Source organism: Enterobacter sp. NFIX59 (assembly GCF_900113755.1).
Lineage (GTDB): Bacteria > Pseudomonadota > Gammaproteobacteria > Enterobacterales > Enterobacteriaceae > Enterobacter > Enterobacter pseudoroggenkampii.
Genome location: NZ_FOQN01000005.1, coordinates 300,621 through 322,873, shown reverse-complemented (window position 1 = coordinate 322,873; position 22,253 = coordinate 300,621). Strand labels below are relative to the sequence as shown.

16 protein-coding genes are annotated in these 22,253 nt (G+C 58.1%); 12 read left to right on the top strand and 4 right to left on the bottom strand.

The features are described 5' to 3' along the window. Position 1 precedes the first annotated feature (1 nt). The 3 genes from iscX (at position 2) to sseB (ending at position 2,467) form a co-directional block, all read left to right on the top strand. Positions 2 to 202, top strand: a complete 201-nt coding sequence (gene iscX, locus BM007_RS18070; protein ID WP_003860650.1) for a Fe-S cluster assembly protein IscX — start codon at positions 2 to 4, stop codon at positions 200 to 202. A gap of 60 nt (positions 203 to 262) precedes the next feature. Then, positions 263 to 1,549: an aminopeptidase PepB gene (pepB, locus tag BM007_RS18065; RefSeq protein ID WP_024908644.1), complete on the top strand. Its 1,287-nt coding sequence runs from the start codon at positions 263 to 265 to the stop codon at positions 1,547 to 1,549. A gap of 141 nt (positions 1,550 to 1,690) precedes the next feature. Next, positions 1,691 to 2,467 carry an enhanced serine sensitivity protein SseB gene (sseB, locus tag BM007_RS18060; RefSeq protein WP_032648693.1) on the top strand — a complete coding sequence of 259 codons (777 nt, stop codon included), beginning with the start codon at positions 1,691 to 1,693 and terminating at the stop codon, positions 2,465 to 2,467. A gap of 17 nt (positions 2,468 to 2,484) precedes the next feature. Here the strand turns inward: sseB and BM007_RS18055 are convergent, their stop codons facing one another. The 4 genes from BM007_RS18055 to BM007_RS18040 all read right to left on the bottom strand — a co-directional run bounded on the left by BM007_RS18055 (position 2,485) and on the right by BM007_RS18040 (position 7,118). Then, positions 2,485 to 3,255, bottom strand: a complete 771-nt coding sequence (locus tag BM007_RS18055) for a MurR/RpiR family transcriptional regulator (RefSeq protein WP_061714628.1) — start codon at positions 3,253 to 3,255, stop codon at positions 2,485 to 2,487. A 2-nt stretch (positions 3,256 to 3,257) separates the two neighbouring features. Beyond that, positions 3,258 to 4,103: a 3-mercaptopyruvate sulfurtransferase gene (gene sseA / locus BM007_RS18050; RefSeq protein WP_061714629.1), complete on the bottom strand. Its 846-nt coding sequence runs from the start codon at positions 4,101 to 4,103 to the stop codon at positions 3,258 to 3,260. Between the two features lie 90 nt (positions 4,104 to 4,193). Continuing rightward, positions 4,194 to 5,561, bottom strand: coding sequence for a 6-phospho-alpha-glucosidase (locus BM007_RS18045; RefSeq protein WP_090420204.1), 1,368 nt, complete (start codon positions 5,559 to 5,561; stop codon positions 4,194 to 4,196). Positions 5,562 to 5,573: 12 nt separating this feature from the next. Further along, positions 5,574 to 7,118 (bottom strand): PTS transporter subunit EIIC, encoded by a 1,545-nt coding sequence (locus tag BM007_RS18040; protein WP_090420201.1) that lies wholly within the window; start codon positions 7,116 to 7,118, stop codon positions 5,574 to 5,576. A gap of 286 nt (positions 7,119 to 7,404) precedes the next feature. On the opposite strand from BM007_RS18040, the gene BM007_RS18035 reads away from it, so the two are divergent. From BM007_RS18035 to bamB, 9 genes are all read left to right on the top strand, one after another. Continuing rightward, positions 7,405 to 12,357, top strand: a complete 4,953-nt coding sequence (locus BM007_RS18035) for an alpha-2-macroglobulin family protein (protein ID WP_090420198.1) — start codon at positions 7,405 to 7,407, stop codon at positions 12,355 to 12,357. A gap of 1 nt (position 12,358) precedes the next feature. After that, on the top strand, positions 12,359 to 14,683 hold the full coding sequence (pbpC, locus tag BM007_RS18030; RefSeq protein ID WP_090420195.1) for a peptidoglycan glycosyltransferase PbpC: 2,325 nt from the start codon (positions 12,359 to 12,361) through the stop codon (positions 14,681 to 14,683). A gap of 156 nt (positions 14,684 to 14,839) precedes the next feature. Further along, on the top strand, positions 14,840 to 15,271 hold the full coding sequence (gene ndk / locus BM007_RS18025; protein ID WP_003860625.1) for a nucleoside-diphosphate kinase: 432 nt from the start codon (positions 14,840 to 14,842) through the stop codon (positions 15,269 to 15,271). A 169-nt stretch (positions 15,272 to 15,440) separates the two neighbouring features. Continuing rightward, positions 15,441 to 16,607: a dual-specificity RNA methyltransferase RlmN gene (locus BM007_RS18020; protein WP_014171168.1), complete on the top strand. Its 1,167-nt coding sequence runs from the start codon at positions 15,441 to 15,443 to the stop codon at positions 16,605 to 16,607. 293 nt (positions 16,608 to 16,900) lie between these two features. Further along, positions 16,901 to 17,914 (top strand): cytoskeleton protein RodZ, encoded by a 1,014-nt coding sequence (gene rodZ / locus BM007_RS18015; RefSeq protein ID WP_024908652.1) that lies wholly within the window; start codon positions 16,901 to 16,903, stop codon positions 17,912 to 17,914. 26 nt (positions 17,915 to 17,940) lie between these two features. Beyond that, the gene (ispG, locus tag BM007_RS18010) at positions 17,941 to 19,059 is read left to right on the top strand and encodes a flavodoxin-dependent (E)-4-hydroxy-3-methylbut-2-enyl-diphosphate synthase (protein ID WP_023308814.1); all 1,119 of its coding nucleotides are present in this window, start codon (positions 17,941 to 17,943) and stop codon (positions 19,057 to 19,059) included. An 80-nt stretch (positions 19,060 to 19,139) separates the two neighbouring features. Beyond that, positions 19,140 to 20,414: a histidine--tRNA ligase gene (gene hisS / locus BM007_RS18005; protein WP_023333028.1), complete on the top strand. Its 1,275-nt coding sequence runs from the start codon at positions 19,140 to 19,142 to the stop codon at positions 20,412 to 20,414. A 13-nt stretch (positions 20,415 to 20,427) separates the two neighbouring features. After that, positions 20,428 to 21,048: a YfgM family protein gene (locus BM007_RS18000; RefSeq protein ID WP_024908653.1), complete on the top strand. Its 621-nt coding sequence runs from the start codon at positions 20,428 to 20,430 to the stop codon at positions 21,046 to 21,048. Between the two features lie 10 nt (positions 21,049 to 21,058). Further along, positions 21,059 to 22,237, top strand: coding sequence for an outer membrane protein assembly factor BamB (gene bamB / locus BM007_RS17995; protein ID WP_024908654.1), 1,179 nt, complete (start codon positions 21,059 to 21,061; stop codon positions 22,235 to 22,237). Positions 22,238 to 22,253 lie beyond the last annotated feature (16 nt).

The following is a 22,253-nucleotide window of genomic DNA, read 5'->3' as shown; positions in this document are numbered from 1 at the left end:
TATGGGACTGAAGTGGACAGACAGCCGTGAAATCGGCGAAGCGCTCTACGACGCGAACCCGGATCTTGATCCGAAGACCGTACGATTCACCGACATGCACCAGTGGATCTGCGATTTAGAGGATTTCGACGACGATCCAAACGCATCCAATGAAAAAATTCTGGAGGCGATTCTGTTAGTCTGGTTAGATGAAGCAGAATAAATAACAAAACGGGCTGCCTTCAGGCGGCCCGTTTGCTAGTTGCTAATAAGGAAAAATAAAATGACCGAAGCGATGAAGATTACGCTCTCTACGCAGCCCGCCGACGCGCGCTGGGGCGAGAAAGCCAGCTACAGCATCAACAACGACGGTATTACCCTGCACCTGACGGGCAACGATGATTTGGGCCTGATCCAGCGCGCCGCGCGTAAAATTGACGGTCTGGGCATCAAGCATGTCTCGCTGGAAGGCGAAGGCTGGGACACCGACCGCAGCTGGGCGTTCTGGGCGGGTTACAAAGGGCCGAAAGGCACCCGCAAAATTGAGTGGGCGAACCTCGACGAAGCCGGTCAGAAAGAGCTGGAAAGCCGTCTGCAAATCATCGACTGGGTGCGCGACACCATTAACGCTCCGGCGGAAGAGTTAGGCCCTGAGCAGTTGGCGCAGCGCGCCGTTGACCTGCTGTGCGGCGTGGCGGGCGACAAGATGTCCTACCGCATCACCAAGGGTGAAGACCTGCGCGAGCAGAACTACATGGGTATCCACACCGTGGGCCGTGGTTCTGAGCGTCCACCGGTGCTGCTGGCGCTGGACTACAACCCAACCGGCGATAAAGACGCCCCTGTCTTTGCCTGCCTGGTAGGTAAAGGCATCACCTTCGACACCGGCGGCTACAGCCTGAAGCAGAGCGCGTTCATGGACTCCATGAAGTCCGACATGGGCGGCGCGGCCACCATCACCGGTGCGCTGGCGTTTGCCATCACCCGCGGTCTGAAAAAGCGCGTGAAGCTGTACCTGTGCTGCGCGGACAACATGGTCAGCGGTAACGCCTTCAAGCTGGGCGACATCATTCGCTACCGTAACGGCAAAAACGTTGAGGTGATGAACACCGACGCCGAAGGCCGTCTGGTGCTGGCCGATGGCCTGATCGACGCGTCTGCCCAGAAGCCTGAGCTGATCATCGACATGGCAACCTTGACCGGTGCGGCGAAAACCGCGCTGGGTAACGACTACCACGCGCTGTTCAGCTTCGACGACAAGCTGGCCGCACGCCTGCTGGCCAGCGCCGCGGCGGAAAACGAACCGTTCTGGCGTCTGCCGCTGGCCGAGTTCCACCGTAGCCAACTGCCGTCCAACTTTGCCGAGCTGAACAACACCGCCAGCGCGGCGTACCCGGCGGGTGCAAGCACCGCAGCAGGCTTCCTGTCTCACTTCGTTGAGAACTACCATGAAGGCTGGCTGCACATTGACTGCTCCGCAACGTACCGCAAAGCGGCGGTTGAGCAGTGGTCCGCGGGCGCGACCGGTCTGGGCGTGCGTACCGTGGCGAACCTGCTGACGGCTGAGTAATCTTTTTTGCCGGGTGGCGCTACGCTTACGCGCGCCTTCGGATTCATCATATTGCCCGGCGGCGCTGCGCTTGCACGGGCCTACGGTTTTGTAGGCCGGGTAAGCGAAGCGCCACCCGGCATTTTTTGAAGTAGCCAAACTATGTCAGATACCAAAAACGAATTAGAGACCCTGCTGGAGCAGGCGGCGACCGAGCCCGCCCACCGTCCGGCATTTTTCCGCACGCTGCTGGAGTCCACCGTCTGGGTGCCGGGTACCGCGGCGGAAGGTGAGCAGGTTGTCGAAGACAGCGCGCTGGATCTGCTGCACTGGGAGAAAGACGACGGCACGTCGGTGATCCCGTTCTTCACCTCGCTGGAAGCGCTGCAGGAAGCGGTTGAAGACGAACAGGCGTTCGTGGTGATGCCGGTGCGTACCTTGTTTGAAATGACGCTCGGCCAGACGCTGTTCCTCAACGCCAAGTTGCCGACCGGGAAAGAGTTTACGCCGCGTGAAATCAGCCACCTGATTGGCGAAGAGGGCAACCCGCTCAGCACGCAGGAAGTGCTGGAAGGGGGCGAAACGCTGCTGCTGTCTGAAGTGGCCGAGCCGCCCGCGCAGATGATTGATTCTCTGACGACGTTGTTCAAAACGCTCAAGCCCGTCAGGCGCGCGTTTCTCTGCTCCATCAAAGAGCGCGCGGACGAAAAGCCGGTGCTGTTGATCGGTATTGAAGCCGATGGCGATTTCGACGAGATCGTTCAGGCGGCGGGCAGCGTGGCGACCGACACGCTACCGGGCGATGAGCCGATTGATATTTGTCAGGTGAAAAACGGTGAGAAGGGTATCAGCCACTTTATTACCGAGCACATCACCCCGTTCTACGAGCGTCGCTGGGGCGGCTTCCTGCGCGATCTCAAAACCAACCGCATCATCTGATTTCAGCGGGGTGAATGTCACCCCGTTGCTTCCAGCAGCAGTAAATCCATCAGCAGCACCAGATTCGACTCAAACGACGTCACCCCTGCGGCTTCGGCGGCGTAGTGTACCGCTTCGTCATAGAGCGCAAAATGCACGTCCGCCATCCCCGCCAGCGTGTTGGCCGAGGCGCGGGTAAACGCGACGATGGTCATGCCGACGTTTTTGGCAATCCGCGCTTTATCCAGCACCTGCTCCGTTTCGCCGCTGCGCGAGACGGCAATAAACACCTGATAGCGCGCGGCGTTGCTGAGGAAAATATTCCTGCTGTCCCCCGGACCGGAGATAAACGCCGTTTTGCCCAACACCTGCAGCTTCTTGGTCAGGTACTCCGCAAAGAGATAGGAAAACCCGGCGCCGTAGAGAAAGAAGCTCTCTTTCTGGCGCAGCAGGTCGGCAAACTGCTGTCGCTTCTCCTGCGTGACCCACTGAAAGGTGTGCTGATAGTTGGCGATAAACTGATTAAACAGCGCCGGGAGCTCAGGACGCGATTGCCCCTGAACGGCAATATGCGGCGTGTCGGAGAGCAGCTGCTTGCAGTGCCAGATAAACTCGCTAAAGCCGCTGAACCCCAGCTTCTGGCACAGCCGCATGATGGTGGCGGTAGAAACAAACGTCGCCTGAGCAAGCTCTCGCACCGTGATGTTGCCCACCAGCAGCGGATGCTCCGTGAGGTGGGCGAGGACGCGATACTCCGCGCGGGTCAATGACGCTCCGCGCGTTAACAGCGTGGCCAGGCGGTTATCCATTATTATTTCGCGGGTTCGACAGGCAGATCGTCTCGCGCACCCCATTCGCTCCAGGCGCCGTCGTAGAGCGTGACGTCGTTCACGCCGAGCGTGGCGAGCGCCAGGATCACCACGCAGGCCGTGACGCCGGAGCCGCAGCTGGCAATAATCGGACGATGTAAATCCACGCCAGCACGGTCAAAAATGGCGCGCAGCTCGTCGGTGGTTTTCAGCTCGCCCTCAAACACCAGGTCGCCCCACGGCACGTTCAGCGCGCCCGGAATATGTCCACGCTTCAGCCCCGGACGCGGTTCATCCGCTTGGGCATTGAAGCGTGGAGCAGGACGGGCATCGACGATTTGCGCCGTTTTTTCATGGCTCACGACCAGCACGTCGGTCAGGCGTTTTACCACGTGGGTGTCAAAGGTCGCGTCGAATTCACCTTCCGGCAGCGTGACGTCACCCTGCTGAAGCGGCAGCTCGTCGCGCCTCCAGCCCGCCAGCCCGCCCGCCAGAATCGACACTTTTTCCACGCCGAAGTTCTTCAGCATCCACCACGCGCGCGGTGCGGAGAAGAGGTTACCTTCATCATAGACAACGAGGTGTTTGTCTTTGCTGATGCCCAGCTCGCGCATCGCCACGGAAAATGCTTCCGGGCGCGGCAGCATGTGCGGCAGGGGAGAGGTGTGATCGGAGAGGGCTTCAATATCAAAAAATACCGCACCCGGCAGATGCCCGGCACGGTATTCACCGGGCACGTCACGATGCTCTTGTCCCGGAGGGGCCATACGCGCGTCGATAATCTGAACTTCCGGATCGTCACCGTGCTCAATCAGCCAGTCGGCAGCGACAAAATATGAGGTGGACATGGGTTGCCTCCATTCTTTTCCGTAAAAAAGGATTGTCGGTGTTTTTTCTGACACCGACAAGCAAACCACGTTCAACTCGCGAGCAAGCCCCTATTTTTTCACCGTTTCGCCGTCCTGCCAGGCTTTTTGCAGCGCAGGCCAGTAGTCGCGGTTGGCCTCGATCATCTCATCCAGAATTGCTTTTGCATGTTCCATGGTCGGCACGGTGCGGTTGAGGGTAAACGCCTGCAGGGCTTTCTCATAGCTGCCTTCTATGGTCGCCTCCACCAGCAGCTGTTCCGAGGCGAGCTGCTGTTGCAAAAGGGTCTGATGGAACAGCGGCACCTGACCGACGCGAATCGGTTCCGGGCCTTCGGAGGTGATATAAGCGGGTACTTCCACCACGGCATCGTAAGGCAGGTTGGTAATCGCGCCGCGGTTTTCCACCATCACCAGATGGCGGCTTCGCAGGTTAAAGGCCAGCGAGCGGGCGACATCGACGATAAACTCGCCGTGCACGCCCACGTGGAAGGCATCCGGCAGGATCCCGGTGCGCTTATACTCTTCGGCGGCGGCGAACAGCTTTTTCTCGCGCCCGTCCATCACTTCATTGGCGCGGGTATAGTCCGGGTTCTGGTGCGCCACAATCTGGTTCGGCATCAGGTAATACTGCAGATACGGGTTCGGCAGATACTCCGGGAAGTTGTCCATAATCGGCTTAATGTTGCGCCAGGTCTTCACCCAGGAGGGATCGGAATGCTGCGGGTCGGTTTTGGCCGCATCTTCCGTCAGCAGGCCAAACTTCGCGATATGTTTACGCAGCTCGGGCAGCTTGTCTTCGCCATCCACCAGCACGCGGGTAAACCAGCCGAAGTGGTTCAGGCCGAAGTAGTTCACTTCGAGCTTGTGGCGATCGACGCCCAGAATCGCCCCCATATTGCGCATCGCGGCTACCGGCATATCGCAGATGTTCAGCACCCGCGCGTTCGGGCGCAGGCGGCGTACGCCCTCCGCGACGATCGCCGCCGGGTTGGAGTAGTTCACGATCCAGGCCTTCTCGTGCGCGTAGCGATCCACCAGATCGATAAGCTCCACCATCGGCAGGATCGTGCGCAGTCCGTACGCCAGACCCCCGGGTCCGCACGTTTCCTGGCCGACCACGCCGTGACGCAGCGGGATCTTCTCATCCTGCTCGCGCATTTTATACTGGCCGACGCGCATCTGGGCGAAGACAAAATGCGCGCCGCTGAAGGCCACTTCCGGGTCACTGGTGACGGTAAATTTGATACTCTGGCTGTGGTCGCGAATGACCTTCTCGACGACGGGCGCAATGGTGTTCTGACGCGCCTCGTCGATGTCATAAAGGCGAATTTCGGCCAGCGGGAAATCCTGGAGGCGCACCATCAGGCTTTTCACAATACCCGGCGTGTAGGTGCTGCCGCCGCCGGCAATCGACAGGATAAATGGGGGTGTAAACATCTTTAGCTCCTTTCAGAGAAACGTCTCAACGGCTTCTCGCATTTTTTTGACATGCAGCCCGTAGACCACCTGAACGTTGTTACCTTGTTTGATAATCCCTTTCGCGCCGGTCGCCTTCAGACGCGGCTCGTCGATAATGGCGACGTCCTTTACCGTGACGCGTAAGCGGGTGTAGCAGTTGTCCACCACTTCAATATTTTCCCGGCCGCCCAGCCCCACCACGATGGACTCGCCCAGACCGTCGTTATTGCCCTTCGCCTGGTACTCCTGCTTGCTGTAGAGGCGCGTCTCCTGGTCCTCATCTTCACGGCCCGGCGTTTTCATGTTGAAGCGCAGGATCAGGAAGCGGAACACCACGAAGTAGAGGGCGAACATGATCAGCCCGACAACGATGTACATCGGCCAGTTGGACTTCTCCGTGCCGAGCGGCAGGTTGTAGAGGATGAAGTCGATAATCCCGTTGGCACCGATGGCGTGAACGCCCAGCAGGGAGAACAGCATCATGCCGATGCCGGTCAGCACCGCATGCACCACGAACAGCAGCGGGGCGACGAACAGGAAGGAGAATTCAATCGGCTCGGTGACGCCGACCAGCAGCGAGGTCAGCGCCGCCGGGATCAGAATCGCTTTCGCCGCCGCTTTACGCTCTGGCCTGGCGGTCATATACATCGCCAGCGCCGCGGCGGGCAGGCCAAACATCTTGCTGATGCCGCGGGCGTCCCACACCACGGTGCTGCTGAGCTGCTTCACGTCCGGGCAGGCCATCTCAGCGAAGTAGATATTGCGCGCGCCCTGATACACCGTGCCGCAGACTTCCTGCGTGCCCCCGAGTTCGGTATAGAGGAACGGGGTATAGACCAGATGGTGCAGGCCAGTGGGGACCAGAATGCGTTCCAGGAAGCCGTAGATGGCCACGCCAAACGGTCCGGAACCTTTGATGGCCAGCGCCAGGGCGCTAATACCTTGCTGGGCAAACGGCCACAGTTCGCTCATCACTACGCCGAGCAGCATGGAGACCTGAAGCATCACAATGGCGACAAAACAGTGGCCGGAGTAAATCGCCATCGCGCCGTTAAACTGTACGCCGGAGTATTTGTTGTACAGATAGCCGGAGAGCGCACCGGTCAGGATCCCGGCAAAAACGCCCATCTCCAGCACCTGCACGCCCAGCACCATGGTTTGTCCGGCCGCTTTCATCTGAGCAGCTGGCGCCAGCGCGCCCTGCAGCTGCAGCGTGACGTTCATGGCGTTGATGAATACGACAAAGGTGACCAGCCCAATCAGCGCCGCATAGCCTTTATCGCGCGTCGCCAGACCAATCGGAATACCAACGGCAAACACCAGCGCCAGGTTCACCAGCACCGACACGGCCGATTTCGCGATAAGCTGACCAAGATGCTGAATCAGCGAATGGCCAAGAAAGGGCAGGTATTCAGCGAGATTACCGTTACCCAGCACGTTACCAAAGGCGATAAACAGACCGACGATCGGTAAGATAAGTACCGGTCCGTACAATGATTTTCCGAAATTTTGTAGGGCGTTCACGGCTCGTTTCATGGCTTTCTCTCTTATTGAACCGCGCACTCGGGGTGCGTCATGGTCATAAAACTAGCAGTCTTCAGACGCGCTTATCCAGCTATCTTCTTGTTTTAAAAACAAATGACGTAAAAGGTTACATGTGACGTTATGTGCTGTGATCGCGGTTCCATCACGGCGTAGCGGCGTGTTGCCATTCTGCGAGGCGCTTTCCAGATTCTAAAATTGGACTTTTTGAATTAATGAAACTTGCGGATAATACTTATCCGGACGACGACCAACAGGCTCCATGGGCCAGGGACAAAGGATGAAACCGTTTCGCTTAGCCGCGCTCTCTCTCGCGCTGCTTACTACGTTTACGCTTGTCGGCTGTGATAACAGCGACGATAAATCTCAGGCTGCGGCTCCCGCGGCATCCACCGCATCCACACCGAAAGCCGCGGAAAAGCCAAATGCTGAAACGCTGGCTAAGCTCGCCGCCCAGAGCCAGGGAAAAGCGCTGACCCTGCTGGATGCCTCTGAAGTTCAGCTCGACGGTGCCGCCACGCTGGTGCTGACCTTTTCTGTTCCGCTGAATCCCGATCAGGATTTCGCGAAAACCGTGCACGTCGTGGATAAGAAAAGCGGCAAGGTTGACGGGGCGTGGGAGCTGGCGCCTAACCTGAAAGAGCTTCGCCTGCGCCATCTTGAGCCCAACCGCAACCTGGTCGTCACCGTTGAACGGGGCCTGCAGGCGTTGAACAAGGCGACGTTCGGCATTGATTATGAGAAAGCCCTGACCACCCGGGACGTTGAACCCACCGTTGGTTTTGCCAGCCGCGGCTCACTGCTGCCGGGTAAGGTGGTGGAAGGTCTGCCGGTGATGGCGCTCAACGTCAACAATGTTGACGTCAACTTTTACCGCGTGAAGCCTGAATCGCTGGCCTCACTTGTCAGCCAGTGGGAGTACCGCAACTCGCTGACCAACTGGGAGTCCGATAACCTGCTGAAGATGGCGGAGCTGGTTTACACCGGTCGATTCGATCTTAATCCGGCGCGGAATACGCGCGAAAAATTGCTGCTGCCTCTGAAGGATATTAAACCTCTCCAGCAGTCTGGCGTTTATATCGCGGTCATGAACCAGGCCGGGCACTACAACTACAGCAACGCCGCGACGCTCTTTACCCTGAGCGATATCGGCTTGTCCGCTCACCGTTATCATAATCGCCTGGACATCTTCACCCAGAGCCTGGAAAACGGTGCGGCGCAGTCCGGCGTCACCGTCACCCTGTTGAACGATAAAGGGCAGACGCTTGCCGAAGCGAAAAGCGACGGCGATGGCCACGCAAAGCTTGAGACCGACAAAGAGGCCGTGCTGATCCTGGCCAGTAAAGATGGTCAGACCACGCTGCTCGATCTCAAGCTGCCGGCTCTTGATCTGGCGGAGTTTGATATCGCAGGGAGCCCGGGCTATAGCAAGCAGTTCTTCATGTTTGGCCCACGCGATCTCTACCGCCCGGGTGAAACGGTGATCCTCAACGGCCTGCTGCGCGACAGTGACGGTAAGCCACTTCCGGATCAGCCTGTGAAGCTCGACGTGCTGCGTCCGGATGGACAGGTCGCCCGTACGATTGTCGTCAAGCCAGAGAACGGTCTCTATCGCTTTAACTATCCGCTGGACAGCGGGGCGCAGACCGGTATGTGGCATATCCGCGCCAACACCGGCGATAACCTGCAGCGCCTGTGGGACTTCCACGTCGAAGACTTCATGCCAGAGCGCATGGCGCTCAACCTGAGCGGACAAAAAACGCCGGTTTCACCGCAGGATAACGTGGACTTTAACGTGGTGGGCTATTACCTGTATGGCGCTCCGGCCAACGGTAATTCTCTGCAGGGCCAGCTCTTCCTGCGTCCGCTGCGTGACGCGGTGGCAGCGCTGCCGGGCTTCCAGTTTGGCGATATCGCCGAGGAGAACCTGAGCCGCAGCCTGGATGAGGTGCAGCTTACGCTGGATGAGCAGGGGCGTGGACAGGTTTCTACCGAAAGCCAGTGGAAAGAGGTGCACTCTCCGCTGCAGCTGATTCTGCAGGCCAGCCTGCTGGAGTCCGGCGGCCGCCCGGTAACGCGTCGTGCTGAGCAGGCCATCTGGCCGGCGGCTGAGCTGCCGGGTATTCGCCCTCAGTTCGCCAGTAAAGCCGTTTACGACTACCGCACCGATACCACCGTCAACCAGCCGATTGTTGACGAGAACGGCAACGCCAGCTTCGATATCGTTTACGCCGATGCCAGCGGCGCGAAAAAAGCGGTGTCCGGTTTGCAGGTTCGCCTGATCCGCGAGCGCCGTGACTACTTCTGGAACTGGTCTGAGAGCGAAGGCTGGCAGTCTCAGTTCGATCAGAAAGACCTGGTTGAAGGCGAGCAGGAGCTGACGCTCAAGGCCGACGAGACGGGTAAAGTCACCTTCCCGGTGGAGTGGGGCTCTTATCGTCTCGAAGTGAAAGCACCTGATGAGATGGTCAGCAGCGTGCGCTTCTGGGCAGGGTATAGCTGGCAGGATAACAGCGACGGCACCGGGGCTGCGCGCCCTGACCGCGTGACGCTGAAGCTGGATAAGCCAGCCTATCAGCCGGGTGACACCATCAACCTGCACATTGCCGCGCCAGCCGCAGGCAAGGGCTATGCGATGATCGAGTCCAGTGAAGGGCCGCTGTGGTGGAAGGAGATCGACGTACCGGCAAACGGGCTGGATCTCGCTATCCCGGTCGACAAGGCCTGGAAACGTCACGATCTCTACCTGAGTACGCTGGTGGTACGGCCTGGGGATAAATCCAAATCCGCCACGCCGAAACGCGCGGTTGGCCTGCTGCATCTGCCGATGGGCGACGAAAATCGCCGCCTGAATATTGCGCTTGATAACCCGCAGAAGATGCGTCCAAACCAGACGCTCTCGGTGAAGGTGAAAGCCAGCGTGAAAGAGGGGGCCGTGCCGCAGAAGGTGAACGTTCTGGTCTCGGCGGTGGACAGCGGCGTGCTGAACATTACCGATTACGTCACGCCGGATCCGTGGCAGGCTTTCTTTGGTCAGAAGCGCTACGGCGCGGATATTTACGATATCTACGGCCAGGTCATTGAAGGGCAGGGCCGTCTGGCCGCGCTGCGCTTTGGTGGTGACGGTGATGAGCTGAAGCGCGGCGGAAAACCGCCGGTGAACCACGTCACCATCATTGCCCAGCAGGCACAGCCGGTCACGCTGGATGCCAACGGGGAAGGTACAATTACGCTGCCGATTGGTGATTTCAACGGCGAGCTGCGTCTGATGGCGCAGGCCTGGACGGAAGACGATTTCGGCAGCAGTGAAAGCAAGATTATTGTGGCCGCGCCGGTCATTACCGAGCTGAATACCCCACGCTTCCTGGCAAGCGGAGACACCTCGAGGCTGACGCTGGATATCACCAACCTGACCGACAAGCCGCAAACGCTGAACGTTGCCCTGACCTCTACCGGCAAACTGGTGCTGGAAGGCGCGCAGCCGCAGCCGGTTCAGTTGCCGCCAGGGGCGCGCAGCACGCTGTTTATTCCCGTGCGCGCACTGGACGGTTATGGTGACGGTGAAGTGACCGCGCAGATGACCGGCCTGCAGCTTCCGGGCGAGACTTTCGCACCGCAGCAAAAGAGCTGGAAAATCGGCGTGCGTCCGGCGTTCCCGGCGCAGACGGTGAATACCGGTGCCATGCTGAACCCCGGTGAGTCCTGGACCGCACCGGCGCAGCATAGCAACGGTTTCTCTCCTGCCACCCTGCAGGGGCAACTGTTGCTGAGCGGCAAACCACCGCTCAACCTGGCGCGCTATATTCGTGAACTGCAGGCCTACCCGTACGGATGCCTGGAGCAAACCACCAGCGGACTGTTCCCGTCGCTCTACACCAACGCGGCGCAGCTTACTGCACTTGGCATCAAGGGCGACACCGATGACAAGCGCCGTGCAGCGATTGATATTGGCATCTCCCGTCTGCTGCAGATGCAGCGTGAAGACGGTGGTTTCGCGCTGTGGGATAAAAACGGTCCGGAAGAGTACTGGCTGACGGCCTACGTGACCGACTTCCTGGTCCGTGCGGGCGAGCAGGGTTACAGCGTGCCTGCCGATGCAGTGAATAACGCCAATAGCCGCCTGCTGCGCTATCTGCAGGACCCGGGCATGATGTCTATTCGCTACAGCGACGATACTCAGGCCAGCAAGTTCGCCGTGCAGGCCTATGCCGCGCTGGTGCTGGCACGTCAGCAAAAAGCGCCGCTGGGCGCGCTGCGTGAAATCTGGGATCGTCACGGTCAGGTGGCTTCCGGTCTGCCGCTGATGCAGCTGGGCATGGCGCTCAAACTGATGGGCGATGCGCCGCGCAGCCAGCAGGCGCTGGACCTGGCACTTAAAACGCCGCGTAACGACAGCAAAAACTGGATGGCCGATTATGGCAGCCAGCTTCGCGATAACGCGCTGATGCTCTCTCTTCTCGAGGAGTACAAGCTACTGCCGGATGCGCAAAATACGCTGCTGAATGCCCTGTCTGAACAGGCCTTCAGCCAGCGCTGGCTGTCAACGCAGGAGAGCAACGCGCTGTTCCTGGCAGGACGTTCGTTGCAAACCTTGTCCGGTACATGGCAGGCGAAAACCTCTCTGTCTGAGACCGCATCAGGCGGCGATAAGTCACTGGTGCAAAACGTGAACGGCGACCAGCTTGGCGCGCTGCAGGTCACCAATACCGGAACGACACCGCTGTGGGTGCGTCTGGACAGCACCGGTTACCCTGACTATGCCCCTCAGCCGAGCTCGAACGTGCTGCAGGTTGAACGTCATATCCTGGCAACCGATGGCAGCAGTAAATCGCTCTCTTCCCTGAAGAGCGGCGAACTGGTGCTGGTGTGGCTGGAAGTTAAAGCCAGCCAGAACGTACCGGATGCGCTGGTGGTGGATCTCCTCCCTGCGGGTCTGGAGCTGGAAAACCAGAACCTGGCAAGCAGCAGCGCCAGCCTGCAGGACAGCGGTAGCGAAGTGCAGAACCTGCTCAGCCAGATGCAGCAGGCGGATATTCAGCATATGGAATTCCGCGATGACCGCTTTGTGGCTGCCGTGCCGGTAAACGAAGGTCAGCCGGTCACGCTGGTCTATCTGGCCCGTGCCGTGACGCCAGGAACCTACCAGGTGCCGGTTCCGATGGTCGAGTCTATGTATGTGCCGCAGTGGCGGGCAACGGGGGCGGCCAGTGGACCGCTGATTGTTGTTCCGTAATATGCGAATGGCACGTTTGACACGCTCCCGCTGGCTGTGGCTGGCGGGAGCGCTTCTCGTTTTATGGGGGCTGATTGTCGCCGCCGACCGCCTGTGGCCGTTACCGCTGAAAGAGGTTAACCCCGCCCGGGTGGTGGTGGATGAGAAGGGCACGCCGCTGTGGCGCTTTGCGGACAGCGACGGGATCTGGCGCTACCCGGTTACGATCGAAGAGGTCTCTCCCCGTTATCTTGAGGCGCTGATCCAGTACGAAGATCGCTGGTTCTGGGATCACCCCGGCGTAAACCCGCTCTCTGTCCTGCGCGCCGCCTGGCAGGATCTCAGTTCTGGCAAAGTCGTCTCTGGCGGCAGTACGCTGACCATGCAGGTGGCACGCCTGCTGGACCCGCATCCGCGTACTTTTGGCGGCAAAATTCGTCAGCTCTGGCGTGCGATGCAGCTGGAGTGGCACCTCTCTAAACGCGACATCCTGACGCTCTATCTCAACCGCGCGCCGTTTGGCGGTACGCTGCAGGGCGTGGGTGCGGCAAGCTGGACGTATCTGGGCAAGCCGCCGTCGCAGCTCAGCTATTCCGACGCGGCGCTGCTGGCGGTGCTGCCGCAGGCACCGAGTCGTTTACGCCCGGATCGCTGGCCTGAACGGGCCGAAGCGGCGCGCAATAAAGTGCTCGACCGCATGGCGACGCAGGGCGTCTGGTCCGCAAAGCAGGTCAAAGAGTCCCGTGAAGAATCAGTATGGCTGGCGCCCCGGCAGATGCCGCAGCTGGCGCCGCTTTTTGCACGCATGATGCTCGGTAAAAGTCGCGACATGAAAATTGTCACCACGCTGGATGCCGGGCTACAGCGGCAGCTGGAAGAGCTGGCGATGAACTGGAAATCCCGCCTGCCGGCACGCAGCTCGCTGGCGATGATCGTGGTCGATCATACCGATATGAAAGTGCGCGGCTGGGTCGGATCGGTGGATATTAACGATGACAGTCGTTTTAGCCACGTGGATATGGTCAATGCGATCCGCTCCCCGGGATCGGTGTTGAAGCCCTTTATCTACGGTATGGCGCTGGACGATGGCCTGATCCATCCCGCCTCGCTGCTTCAGGACGTTCCCAGAAAAACCAGTGATTATCGCCCAGGGAATTTTGACAGCGGGTTCCACGGGCCGGTCAGCATGAGTGAAGCGCTGGTGCGCTCCCTCAACCTGCCCGCGGTTCAGGTGCTGGAAGCCTACGGACCAAAACGATTTGCCGGTATGCTCAGTAACGCGGGTTTGCCGCTGATCCTGCCCGCGGGGGCACAGCCGAATCTCTCCCTGATCCTCGGTGGGGCAGGCGCGCGGCTGGCAGATATCGCCGCTGCCTACAGTGCCTTTGCCCGACACGGTAAGGCGGGACGGCTGCGCCTGCAGCCGGGCGATCCGCTGACTGAACGTCCGCTGTTATCACCGGGCTCGGCGTGGATTATTCGCCGTATTCTGGCCAATGAAGCGCAGCCGCTACCGGATAATGCGCTACCGCAGGTTGCGCCCCTGGCGTGGAAAACCGGCACCAGCTACGGCTACCGTGATGCCTGGGCCATTGGTCTGAATGCCCGCTACGTGATTGGCATCTGGACCGGACGACCGGACGGCACGCCGGTGGCGGGGCAGTTTGGTTTCGCCAGCGCGGTTCCGCTATTAAACCAGGTCAATAACCTGCTTCAGTCGCGCTCAACGGTAGACGAAGCCCGCCTGCCTCGCGATCCGCGTCCGGAGAGTGTCGGGCGGGGCGTGATCTGCTGGCCGGGTGGCCAACCGCTGCCGGAAGGCAGTGAAAACTGTCGACGTCGCCTGTCGACCTGGCTGCTGGAAGGCAGTGAACCGCCCACGCTGCTGTTGCCGGAGCAGGAAGGCATACGCGGCATTCGTTTCCCGGTCTGGCTGGATAAAACGGGTAAACGTGTGGCGGCAGATTGCCCTGATGCAACTGAAAAAGCCCTGGATGTCTGGCCGCTACCGCTGGAACCGTGGCTGCCCGCAACCGAGCGTCGCGCGGTACGGATCCCGCCTTCATCAACAACCTGTCCTCCGCTGTCGCAGGACTCACCTGCGCCACTCATCCTGACAGGCGTACGCGAAGGGGCCGTTATCAAACGTCTGCCGGGTGAATCCCGCGTTTCGCTGCCGCTTCAGGCGACCGGCAACAGCGGTGAGCGCTGGTGGTTTTTGAACGGTGAACCGCTGAGTGTGAAGGGAAGGGTTTACACATTACAGCTTGATAAGTCGGGTGATTATCAGTTACTCGTTATGGATGAGACCGGGCAGGTCGCGACGGTGAATTTTACGCTGCAGTGATCTGAAAACAGCTTTCAGATGTGAGCTGTTGCTAAAACTCGTCTTATTTTAAAAAAATGTTACCTGAATCCATAGGCAATGGCGCTATTGCTCATTATAATCCGCGCCACACCATACTCAGGTATGCAAAACAACAGAACATTGACAGAGGTTATCATGGCTATTGAACGTACTTTTTCCATCATCAAACCAAACGCGGTGGCAAAAAACGTTATTGGCAGCATCTTCGCTCGCTTTGAATCTGCAGGGTTCAAAATTGTTGGCACCAAAATGCTGCACCTGACCGTTGAGCAGGCTCGCGGCTTCTACGCTGAGCACGAAGGTCGCCCATTCTTTGACGGCCTGGTGGAGTTCATGACCTCCGGTCCAATCGTGGTATCCGTGCTGGAAGGCGAAAACGCAGTACAGCGTCACCGCGACCTGCTGGGCGCAACCAACCCGGACAACGCGCTGGCCGGTACTCTGCGCGCTGACTACGCTGACAGCTTCACCGAGAACGGCACCCACGGTTCTGACTCTGTTGAATCTGCTGCACGCGAAATCGCTTTCTTCTTTGCAGAAGGCGAAGTGTGTCCACGTACCCGTTAATTTAACGGTTTCGTTTACACATTATTTTCGTAAATGCCGCGTCCAGACGTGGCATCCCTGCGCCAGACTTTGTACAATGCAACGCCCCGGACGAGCAGACCGCTTTCCGGGGCGTTTCTATTCAACCCTCCATGGGCCATAACGTGTAACAACGAGGCCGGAAAATATTATGTCTGAACTAGTGAATACCTCCGAAGTCGCCATTCCTGCGGTTCCCAATAAAAATGGAAAAATCAACCTGCTGGATCTGAACCGTCAGCAGATGCGCGAGTTCTTTAAAGAGATGGGCGAAAAGCCGTTTCGTGCCGATCAGGTCATGAAGTGGATGTACCATTACTGCAGCGACAATTTTGATGACATGACTGACATCAACAAGGTCCTGCGCAACAAGCTCAAAGAAGTGGCTGAAATCCGTGCACCGGAAGTGGTGGAAGAGCAGCGCTCCGCGGATGGCACCATCAAATGGGCGATTGCGGTCGGCGATCAGCGCGTTGAAACTGTCTACATCCCTGAAGAAGACCGCGCGACGCTGTGCGTCTCCTCCCAGGTTGGCTGTGCGCTGGAGTGCAAATTCTGCTCAACCGCGCAGCAAGGCTTTAACCGTAACCTGCGCGTGTCAGAAATTATCGGCCAGGTCTGGCGTGCCGCGAAAATCGTGGGCGCGGCAAAAGTGACCGGCACGCGTCCTATCACCAACGTGGTGATGATGGGGATGGGTGAGCCGCTGCTGAACCTGACCAACGTCGTTCCGGCGATGGAAATCATGCTGGATGACTTTGGCTTTGGTCTGTCTAAGCGTCGCGTCACGCTGTCTACCTCAGGCGTTGTGCCTGCGCTGGACAAGCTTGGCGACATGATTGACGTTGCGCTGGCGATCTCCCTGCACGCGCCAAACGATGAAATTCGTGACGAAATTGTGCCGATCAACAAAAAGTACAATATCGAAACCTTCCTCGCTGCCGTACGTCGCTACCTGGAGAAATCCAACGCCAACCAGGGCCGCGTGACCATCGAGTACGTGATGCTGGATCACGTCAACGACGGCACCGAACATGCGCATCAGCTGGCTGAACTGCTGAAAGATACGCCGTGCAAAATCAACCTGATCCCATGGAACCCGTTCCCGGGCGCGCCGTATGGCCGTAGCTCGAACAGCCGTATCGACCGTTTCTCCAAGGTGCTGATGGAGTATGGTTTCACCACCATCGTGCGTAAAACCCGTGGTGACGACATTGATGCCGCATGCGGACAGCTGGCAGGTGATGTCATTGACCGTACTAAACGTACCCTGCGTAAACGCATGCAGGGCGAGACGATCGCGGTTAAAGCTGTTTGATTATTATGCACTCGCGGCGCATTATCTGCGCCGTGAAGCATAACCTTACTGAATAATCAGTCAGATTCGTGATGACTGATCAATAATTACGGTGCGTTTCATTCGACTTTCGGGCAGTATGTAACGACGTAACAACAGTTTAGCCGTACGGGCAGGGCTGTACTGTCATCTCCGGGCTGACAGTCTTATACTCTCTGTTCAAGGTTAACTGACCAGAAGTTTCGCGGTGCGGGTGGCATTGTGACTCACCGGCGCCTGAACCCTTATTTTTCACGTACCAGTAGTTGTAGCGAATGAATACTGAAGCCACTCACGACCAACATGAAGCACTCTCCACTGGCGTTCGTCTTCGCAACGCCCGTGAACAACTCGGACTCAGCCAGCAAGCCGTTGCGGAACGCTTGTGCCTGAAGGTTTCCACGGTTCGCGATATTGAAGAAGATAAGGCGCCTGCCGATCTGGCTTCAACGTTCTTGCGCGGTTATATCCGCTCTTACGCAAAACTGGTGCACATCCCCGAAAACGAATTACTGCCAATGATGGAGAAGCAGGCGCCGGTCCGTGCAGCAAAAGTTGCGCCGATGCAGACCTTCTCCCTGGGGAAACGTCGTAAAAAACGTGATGGCTGGCTGATGAGCTTTACCTGGCTGGTGCTGTTTGTGGTCATCGGTCTGACCGGTGCATGGTGGTGGCAAAACCACAAGGCGCAGCAGGAAGAGATCACCACCATGGCCGATCAATCCTCCGCCGAACTTAACCAGGCCGGAAGTGAGAACGGCCAGAGCGTGCCGCTGAATACCGACGGCGCAGCGTCCTCCAGCGAGCCACAGACCGCAGCGCCAGACGCGTCGGCGACCGGTGCAGCACAGGCCCCGGCAGCAACGGCTAACACCGCTGCGCCGCAGGCTCAGGATCAAAACGCGGTTGTTGCCCCTTCTCAGGCGAATGTTGATACGGCGGCGAACGCGCCTGCGGCTACCCAGCCTGCAGACAATAGCGCAGCGACTCTGCCAACCAGCCCGGCGGGTACGGCGACAGCAGCCGATCCCAACGCGCTGGTGATGAACTTCAGCGCCGACTGCTGGCTGGAAGTAACTGACGCGACAGGTAAAAAACTGTTCAGCGGCCTGCAGCGCAAAGATGGCACGTTAAACCTAACCGGCCAGGCTCCTTATAAACTTAAAATCGGCGCTCCGGCAGCGGTACAGATCCAGTATCAAGGAAAACCTGTCGACCTGAGCCGCTTTATCAGAACTAACCAGGTTGCACGTCTTACCGTTAATGCCGAACAATCAGCAGCACAGTAACAGACGGGCAACGCGGGAGATTTTTCATGCATAACCAGGCTCCGATTCAACGTAGAAAATCGAAACGGATTTACGTTGGGAATGTGCCAATCGGCGATGGGGCACCTATCGCCGTTCAGTCGATGACCAACACGCGCACCACCGATGTGGAAGCGACGGTCAATCAAATCAAAGCATTAGAACGTGTAGGCGCGGACATTGTTCGCGTCTCCGTCCCAACCATGGATGCCGCTGAGGCGTTCAAACTGATCAAACAGCAGGTCAGCGTTCCGCTGGTGGCTGATATCCACTTCGACTACCGCATCGCACTGAAAGTGGCCGAATACGGCGTCGATTGCCTGCGTATTAACCCGGGCAACATCGGTAACGAAGAGCGTATCCGCATGGTCGTGGACTGCGCCCGGGATAAAAATATTCCTATCCGTATTGGCGTTAACGCCGGTTCACTGGAAAAAGATCTGCAGGAAAAATACGGTGAGCCTACGCCGCAGGCGCTGCTCGAATCCGCGATGCGCCACGTCGATCATCTCGATCGTCTCAACTTCGATCAGTTCAAAGTCAGCGTAAAAGCGTCCGACGTGTTCCTTGCCGTAGAATCTTACCGCCTGCTGGCAAAGCAGATCGACCAGCCTCTGCACCTCGGGATCACCGAAGCGGGCGGCCTGCGCAGCGGTTCGGTAAAATCCGCGATCGGTCTGGGGCTGCTGCTCTCTGAAGGGATCGGTGACACCCTGCGCGTCTCGCTGGCGGCCGATCCGGTCGAAGAGATCAAAGTCGGTTTCGATATTCTGAAATCACTTCGTATTCGCGCGCGTGGGATCAACTTCATTGCCTGCCCAACCTGTTCACGTCAGGAGTTTGATGTGATCGGGACGGTGAATGCCCTTGAGCAACGTCTTGAAGACATTATCACCCCGATGGACGTTTCCATCATCGGCTGTGTGGTAAACGGTCCGGGTGAAGCGCTGGTGTCAACCCTGGGCGTAACCGGCGGTAACAAGAAAAGTGGTCTCTATGAAGATGGCGTTCGTAAAGATCGTCTGGATAATAGCGACATGATCGACCAGCTTGAAGCCCGCATCCGCGCCAAAGCCGCCATGATGGACGAAACACAGCGTATCAGCGTTCAGCAGGTTGAAAAATAACGTGATGGGAAGCGTGCCGCTTCCCATGTATGATTGAACCCATTCTTTGGGTTTTTTTTGTATATAGAAAGAGAATAAACGTGGCAAAAAACATTCAAGCCATCCGCGGCATGAACGATTATCTGCCTGGCGAAACCGCCATCTGGCAGCGCATTGAAGGCACACTGAAGCAGGTGCTCGGCAGCTACGGTTACAGCGAAATCCGTTTGCCGATTGTAGAGCAGACCCCGTTATTCAAACGCGCGATTGGTGAAGTCACCGACGTGGTTGAAAAAGAGATGTACACCTTTGAGGACCGCAACGGCGACAGCCTGACCCTGCGTCCGGAAGGTACGGCGGGCTGCGTACGCGCCGGCATCGAACATGGTCTTCTGTACAATCAGGAGCAGCGCCTGTGGTATATCGGCCCGATGTTCCGCCACGAACGTCCTCAGAAAGGTCGTTATCGCCAGTTCAATCAGCTGGGTGTGGAAGTCTTTGGTCTGCAGGGCCCGGACATCGACGCCGAACTGATTATGCTGACCGCCCGCTGGTGGCGTGCGCTCGGTATCGCCGATCACGTTTCCCTTGAACTGAACTCTATTGGTTCTCTGGAAGCTCGCGCTAACTACCGAGATGCGCTGGTTGCGTTCCTGGAGCAGCATAAAGAGAAGCTGGACGAAGACTGCAAGCGTCGCATGTACAGCAACCCGCTGCGTGTTCTGGATTCCAAAAACGCGGATGTTCAGGCACTGCTGAACGATGCGCCTGCGCTTGGCGACTACCTGGATGAAGAATCTCGCGAACACTTCGCGGGCCTGTGCAAGCTGCTTGAAGCGGCAGGCATCGCCTATACCGTGAATCAGCGCCTGGTGCGCGGACTGGACTACTACAACCGTACCGTGTTTGAGTGGGTGACCAGCAGCCTCGGCTCTCAGGGCACCGTATGCGCGGGCGGCCGTTATGACGGTCTGGTTGAGCAACTTGGTGGTCGCGCAGCGCCTGCTGTGGGCTTTGCTATGGGCCTTGAACGACTTGTTTTGCTGGTTCAGGCAGTTAATCCGGAATTTAAAGCAGAATCCGTTGTCGATATATACCTGGTGGCCTCAGGCGCGGAAACGCAGTCTGCGGCGATGCAGCTTGCCGAACGCGTGCGCGATGCGCTGCCGGGCGTTAAGCTGATGACCAACCATGGCGGCGGCAACTTCAAAAAACAGTTTGCTCGTGCCGATAAGTGGGGCGCAAGTATTGCACTGGTGCTGGGCGAGTCCGAAGTGGCTAACGGCGAAGTGGTGGTGAAGGACCTGCGCTCTGGTGAGCAGACAACGGTAACGCAGGACGGCGTTGCGGCGCACTTGCGCACTCTATTGGGCTAAGGAGAAGGACTGCGTGGAAATTTACGAGAACGAACACGATCAGGTCGACGCGATTAAACGCTTCTTTGTTGAAAACGGCAAAGCGCTGGTTGTTGGGGTTATTTTAGGTGTCGGTGCGCTGGTGGGCTGGCGTTACTGGAACAATCATCAGGCAGATTCTGCGCGCGGCGCGTCCCTGTCCTATGAAAATACCGTGAGCGCAATTCGTGCCGATCAGCCGCAAACGCTGACGGCGGCAGAGAAATTTGCGGCTGACAACAAAAACACCTACGGTGCACTGGCTGCGCTGGAAGTGGCTCAGCAGTACGTTGATAAGAACGAACTGGATAAAGCCGCTGCTCAGCTCTCTCAGAGCCTTGCTGCGGCCAGCGATGATAACCTGAAAGCGGTGATCAATCTGCGCCTGGCACGTATTCAGGTTCAGCAGAAGAAAGCTGACGATGCGCTGAAAACGCTCGATACCATCAAAGGCGAAGGCTTTGCTGCCATCGTTGCCGATCTGCGCGGTGAAGCACTGCTGAGCAAAGGTGACAAAGCGGGCGCGCGTAAAGCGTGGCAAGCTGGCGTAGAGAGCAACGCTTCACCTGCGCTGAGCGAAATGATGCAGATGAAAATAAATAATTTGTCCGTCTGAGAGGGACCCGATGCAATTGCGTAAATTACTTCTGCCAGGACTGCTTTCTGTTACGTTATTGAGTGGTTGTTCACTGTTCAGTGGCGAAGAAGACGTTGTGAAAATGTCCCCACTGCCGACGGTTGAAAACCAGTTTACCCCATCCACCGCGTGGGATGTCTCCGTGGGCAGTGGGATTGGTGATTTCTATTCCAACCTTCATCCGGCCTATGCAGACAGCGTTGTCTATGCCGCTGACCGCAAAGGTACCGTGAAAGCGGTGAACGCCGATGACGGAAAAGAAGTGTGGTCCGTTAACCTGGCGGAAAAAGACGGCTGGTTCTCCCGTAAGCCTGCACTGCTGTCTGGCGGCCTGACCGTTGCCGGTGGCCACGTCTACGTGGGCAGCGAAAAAGCGCAGGTTTATGCCCTGAACAGCAGCGACGGCTCCATTGCCTGGCAAACAACCGTAGCGGGTGAATCCCTGTCTCGCCCGGTGGTGAGCGACGGCCTGGTGCTGATTCATACCAGCAACGGCCAGCTGCAGGCGCTGAACGAAGCGGACGGTCTGGTGAAATGGACCGTTAACCTGGATATGCCTGCACTCTCTCTGCGCGGCGAATCCGCTCCGGCTACCGCATTTGGCGCTGCCATTGTGGGCGGTGACAACGGTCGCGTGAGCGCAGTGCTGATGCAGCAGGGCCAGATGATCTGGCAGCAGCGTATCTCTCAGGCCACTGGCTCAACGGAAATTGACCGTCTGAGCGACGTAGACACAACGCCGGTCATCGTTAACGGTGTGGTTTACGCGCTGGCCTATAACGGCAACCTGACCGCGCTGGATCTGCGCAGCGGCCAGATCATGTGGAAACGTGAGCTGGGCTCTGTGAACGATTTCATCGTTGAGGGTAACCGTATCTATATGGTTGACCAGAACGACCGTCTGCTGGCTCTGAGCACCGAAGGCGGCGTAACGCTGTGGACGCAAAGCGACCTGCTGCACCGTCTGCTGACCTCGCCAGCGCTGTACAACGGTAGCCTGGTTGTGGGCGACAGCGAAGGGTATATGCACTGGATCGATCCGGATAACGGCCGCTTTGTTGCACAGCAAAAAGTCGACAGCTCTGGTTTCCTGACCGATCCGGTTGTGGCCGATGGCAAGCTGCTGATTCAGGCAAAAGACGGCACGCTGTACGCGATCACGCGTTAATTACCCGGCGGTTGTA